Origin of the sequence: Xanthovirga aplysinae (genome assembly GCF_009711365.1) — a bacterium.
GTDB lineage: Bacteria > Bacteroidota > Bacteroidia > Cytophagales > Cyclobacteriaceae > Xanthovirga > Xanthovirga aplysinae.
Genome location: NZ_SMMB01000735.1, coordinates 1 through 3,575, shown reverse-complemented (window position 1 = coordinate 3,575; position 3,575 = coordinate 1). Strand labels below are relative to the sequence as shown.

Sequence of the window (3,575 nt, the reverse complement as noted above, 5' to 3'; positions counted from 1 at the left end):
TAATTTAAGGATTATATTCCCCTTTTTGTGCCCAGTCTCAACATATCGATGAGCCTCGATTATCCGTTTTAACGGATAGGTTGTATCTATATAGGGTTTTAGTTTCCCTGCCTCAATCAGGTCTTTGATAAATTTTAGGTCTTTAGCTTTTTTGTATGATGACCTCAAACCTTTAGCTGCAAAAATGGCTTTTTTACCATTTGTCAATTTTGTCCATAACATTTGCCTCATAATTGACAGTGTGGGTATGGTTAAAAGATAAATACCTTTTGGTTTTAGTGCGCTTTTGCACTTTGAAAATGAGCTTTTGCCTACTGTGTCAAAGATAATATCATAAGTATGGCCGGTTTTGGTAAAATCGGTTGTGGTGTAATCGATTACTTGGTCTGCGCCCAGAGATTTGACCAATGCTAGATTCCCAGTACTGCAAACCCCTGTAACTACCGCTCCAAAGTATTTGGCCAGCTGTACGGCAAAAGTTCCTACAGATCCAGAGGCACCATTTATAAGTACCTGTTGTCCCTTCTTGATTTTTCCGTCGTCCCTGAGGAAAGGCAGTGCGGTAAGTACCCCATAAGGAACTGCTGCAGCCTCCTCCAAGGTTATATTGGTCGGTTTTATGACCAATGCTCCTTCTTCAGATAAACATTTATAAGCTGTATGCGTCCCATTGGCCGCTGCAAAAACCTGATCACCTTTCTTAAATAAGGTTACATTTTTGCCGACTTCTTCCACCTCGCCAGCCAAAGCAGATCCTAATATTGTGTTTTTAGGCTTAAACAGACCATTACCTATTCTGGCAATAAAGGGTTTTCCTTTCCTAATAATAGCGTCTGTAATGTTAACTGTGGCAGCCGCTATTCTTATCAAGACTTCATTGTCCTTGGGACTTGGTTTCTCTATCTCCTTAAGTTGAAGAACCTCTGGGAGACCGTATGCAGTATAGACAATTGCTTTCATTTTATAGGATGTTTATTAATTAGGTAAGGGTTTAAAATAGAAACCATAGATTTTCATGGGTTTGATCATGTTATTTTCGTTTAAGTTTCCAACCCTCCCAATTCCCTAATTTTTTAGCTACCTCTTTTCTGTGAACAGATCATTGGAATGGAATGAGAAGGCCAAACAAATCAGATTTTATCACTTTCACTTTTATCTGTTCAGAATGGAATCAGCTTTATGTTCCTTATTTTAATAATTTGTGGGGTGTATTATCCCTTCCTTGCAGAAGGGGGGAATTAAACAGATTCAAGCGTATAGTTTTTCCATTTTTCAATATTTATGCCTTTAATCAAAAGCCATAAAGGGAACAGGACTTCTCCGATGAAGGTAAAGGTCGTAATCTTAAATTCAAGCTCAGGAAGAAAGAATAGGATAAAACAGTCTATTAAATAGCCTATGCCAGCGATGATTAACAAAATACCTAGAAGTTTGGGAATTGCATTTGACTTAATAATCAATTTTCCAAGTGGAAAGAGCCAGAGTCCCCAGAAAATAGTAGCGATATAAGAACCAAATTCCTGCATATCCAAAAACAGGCCCACAAGCTGTTGTGCTTGTTCCCTATTGAAAACTGACCCGGAATTAGATCCACTCAAAAATAGGGCTGCAAAATTATTTACCTCGTTTAACATGGAAATGCAAGCTCCAATTAAAAGGAATGCCACCATAAAGATGGCTGTGGTTTTGTTAATAGGTTTGAAAAGTTTATATAAATAAAGAACCAACAAAATGCTGACTATATTCATTAGGAATACACTCACCATACCAAGTCGGAAAAGAAATTCAGATTCCACTATATTGCTAATCGTTGTTGCCATTTCTCCTGGCACTTCAAGAAGGGAGGGGACATAGGCCACTCCAAAAAATCCCAGAGGAATAAGGATAAGGTACAATACCGCTGAAATACGCCCATTTTTTTGAGCTGATTGAATCAAATCATCATTCTTTAGATTTTCCATAGTAGATTAGGTTTTATTTAGCCTCATTTTTTTTATATATGCCAAATTGCTTTCATTATTTGTTATAACGAATAGGGTATATGCATGGGCTTTTTCATCCATTCTGGATCTTTGCCATCTATAATTTTAATAGCATTTTGAATGGGAAGAGATTTATTCCCACCCATTTTATTCTTTGATATTTTATAGTGAACTGACCATTTTTTAGGGAGTATTAACTAAACTCATAAATACTTTCTCTCCATTTTCCAACATTAATGCCTTTAATCAAAAGCCAAATTGCGAATGCCATTTCTCCAATAGAGGTATATTTAATTAAGGGTATGTCAAAGTTTGGTGCCAAAGCTCGCATAAAACTGGCTAAGACGTAACCAATACCAGCAATGATTAGCAATACTCCCAAGAATTTGGGTAGAAATTTTGACTTATTAACCAAGTATCCTAAAGGGAAAAGCCAGAGGACCCAGAAAATTCCTTCAATTCCAAATGAGCTATATTCGCGCATTTCAAGAAATAGGCGAACTAAGTATTGCGACAGTTCTGGGGTAAATAGAAGTAAACTGGTAGTATTGCTCAGAGTTAGTACTGCAAAATGATAAAGTTCGCTAAGCATGGAAATACAAGTTCCGAATATAACAAATACCATCATAAATGTCGCCATGCTTTTGTCTTCGGGTTGGAGCATTCTATATAAAACAAGTCCAAGTAAGATGACATTTATGTTCATAAGGAATGAACAAAGCATGCTTAGGCGGAACAAAGTTTCATTACTCGAATTCTTTTTAATAGTTGTCCCCAAACCCCCATGTTCAACCCCATTGGAGGAGACATACATCATCCCAAAAAAGGCAAAAGGGGCAGGTAGAAGGTACAAAAAGCCTGATAACTTTGCGATTTGTTTGGGTGTTTGAATCATCTCATTACTCCTTTGAGCTTCCATAAATGCCTGGGTTTTATTTGAGGTTATTTATTTTTCATCCTCGGCGGGGTGATAGGAAAAAACTTCTTCTAAGGGTGTCTTAAATACCAGGGCTATGCGAAAAGCCAATTCAAGGGAAGGGGAGTATTTACCTTTCTCAATGGCTGCTATGGTTTGCCTGGTGACTCCTACTTTATCGGCTAACTCTTTTTGGGTCATTTCATCATGAAAGAACCTTAGTTTCCGAATGTTCGTGCTAATTTGACTTTTACTCATCTTAAATTCCTTTTCGCAACAGATAAAATTCGGAAATGTCCTGTGTAAGGGAGGACACATATATGGCAAATAATAGGATCATAAACATGGTTTTTGGCGGCAAACCGATTACTAGCACCCCCATGGATAGCAGAAATCCTCCCATAAAAACATGGTGAAAATTCCTTGTGGCTTTTGATTCTATAAGTCGGCCAAACTCATCTTTAAGGAAATCCTCTTCTTCTCTGGTGATTATTGTATTAATAATGCTAAAAATAATGTAGAGGATAATTTTGGCTGCAATTAGCACAGGAATTAAGATTAAAATGACGGCTCCCCAAAATCTGAATTCCTCGGTAGATGTAAAACTACTCTCCTGGTAGCGGCTCCATACCATTAGGTAGTAGATGCCGAAGATCAGTAGATTACTAATCATGGAT

5 protein-coding genes are annotated in these 3,575 nt (G+C 37.4%); all 5 read right to left on the bottom strand.

Annotation, left to right across the window (positions count from 1 at the left end; all coding sequences use genetic code 11):
• The coding region (locus tag E1171_RS04850; protein ID WP_155204646.1) for an NAD(P)-dependent alcohol dehydrogenase at nucleotides 1–960 on the bottom strand (960 nt) is incomplete at its 3' end.
• A gap of 278 nt (nucleotides 961–1,238) precedes the next feature.
• Entirely contained in the window at nucleotides 1,239–1,961 is a 723-nt protein-coding gene (locus E1171_RS04845; RefSeq protein WP_155204644.1) for a DUF4386 domain-containing protein, read from the bottom strand.
• Nucleotides 1,962–2,175: 214 nt separating this feature from the next.
• Nucleotides 2,176–2,901 (bottom strand): DUF4386 domain-containing protein, encoded by a 726-nt coding sequence (locus E1171_RS04840; protein ID WP_155204642.1) that lies wholly within the window; start codon nucleotides 2,899–2,901, stop codon nucleotides 2,176–2,178.
• Nucleotides 2,902–2,928: 27 nt separating this feature from the next.
• On the bottom strand, nucleotides 2,929–3,156 hold the full coding sequence (locus E1171_RS04835; RefSeq protein WP_155204640.1) for a helix-turn-helix transcriptional regulator: 228 nt from the start codon (nucleotides 3,154–3,156) through the stop codon (nucleotides 2,929–2,931).
• 1 nt (nucleotide 3,157) lies between these two features.
• Nucleotides 3,158–3,575, bottom strand: a 418-nt coding sequence (locus tag E1171_RS23650; protein WP_187696264.1) for a hypothetical protein, incomplete at its 5' end; no start/stop codon positions are given.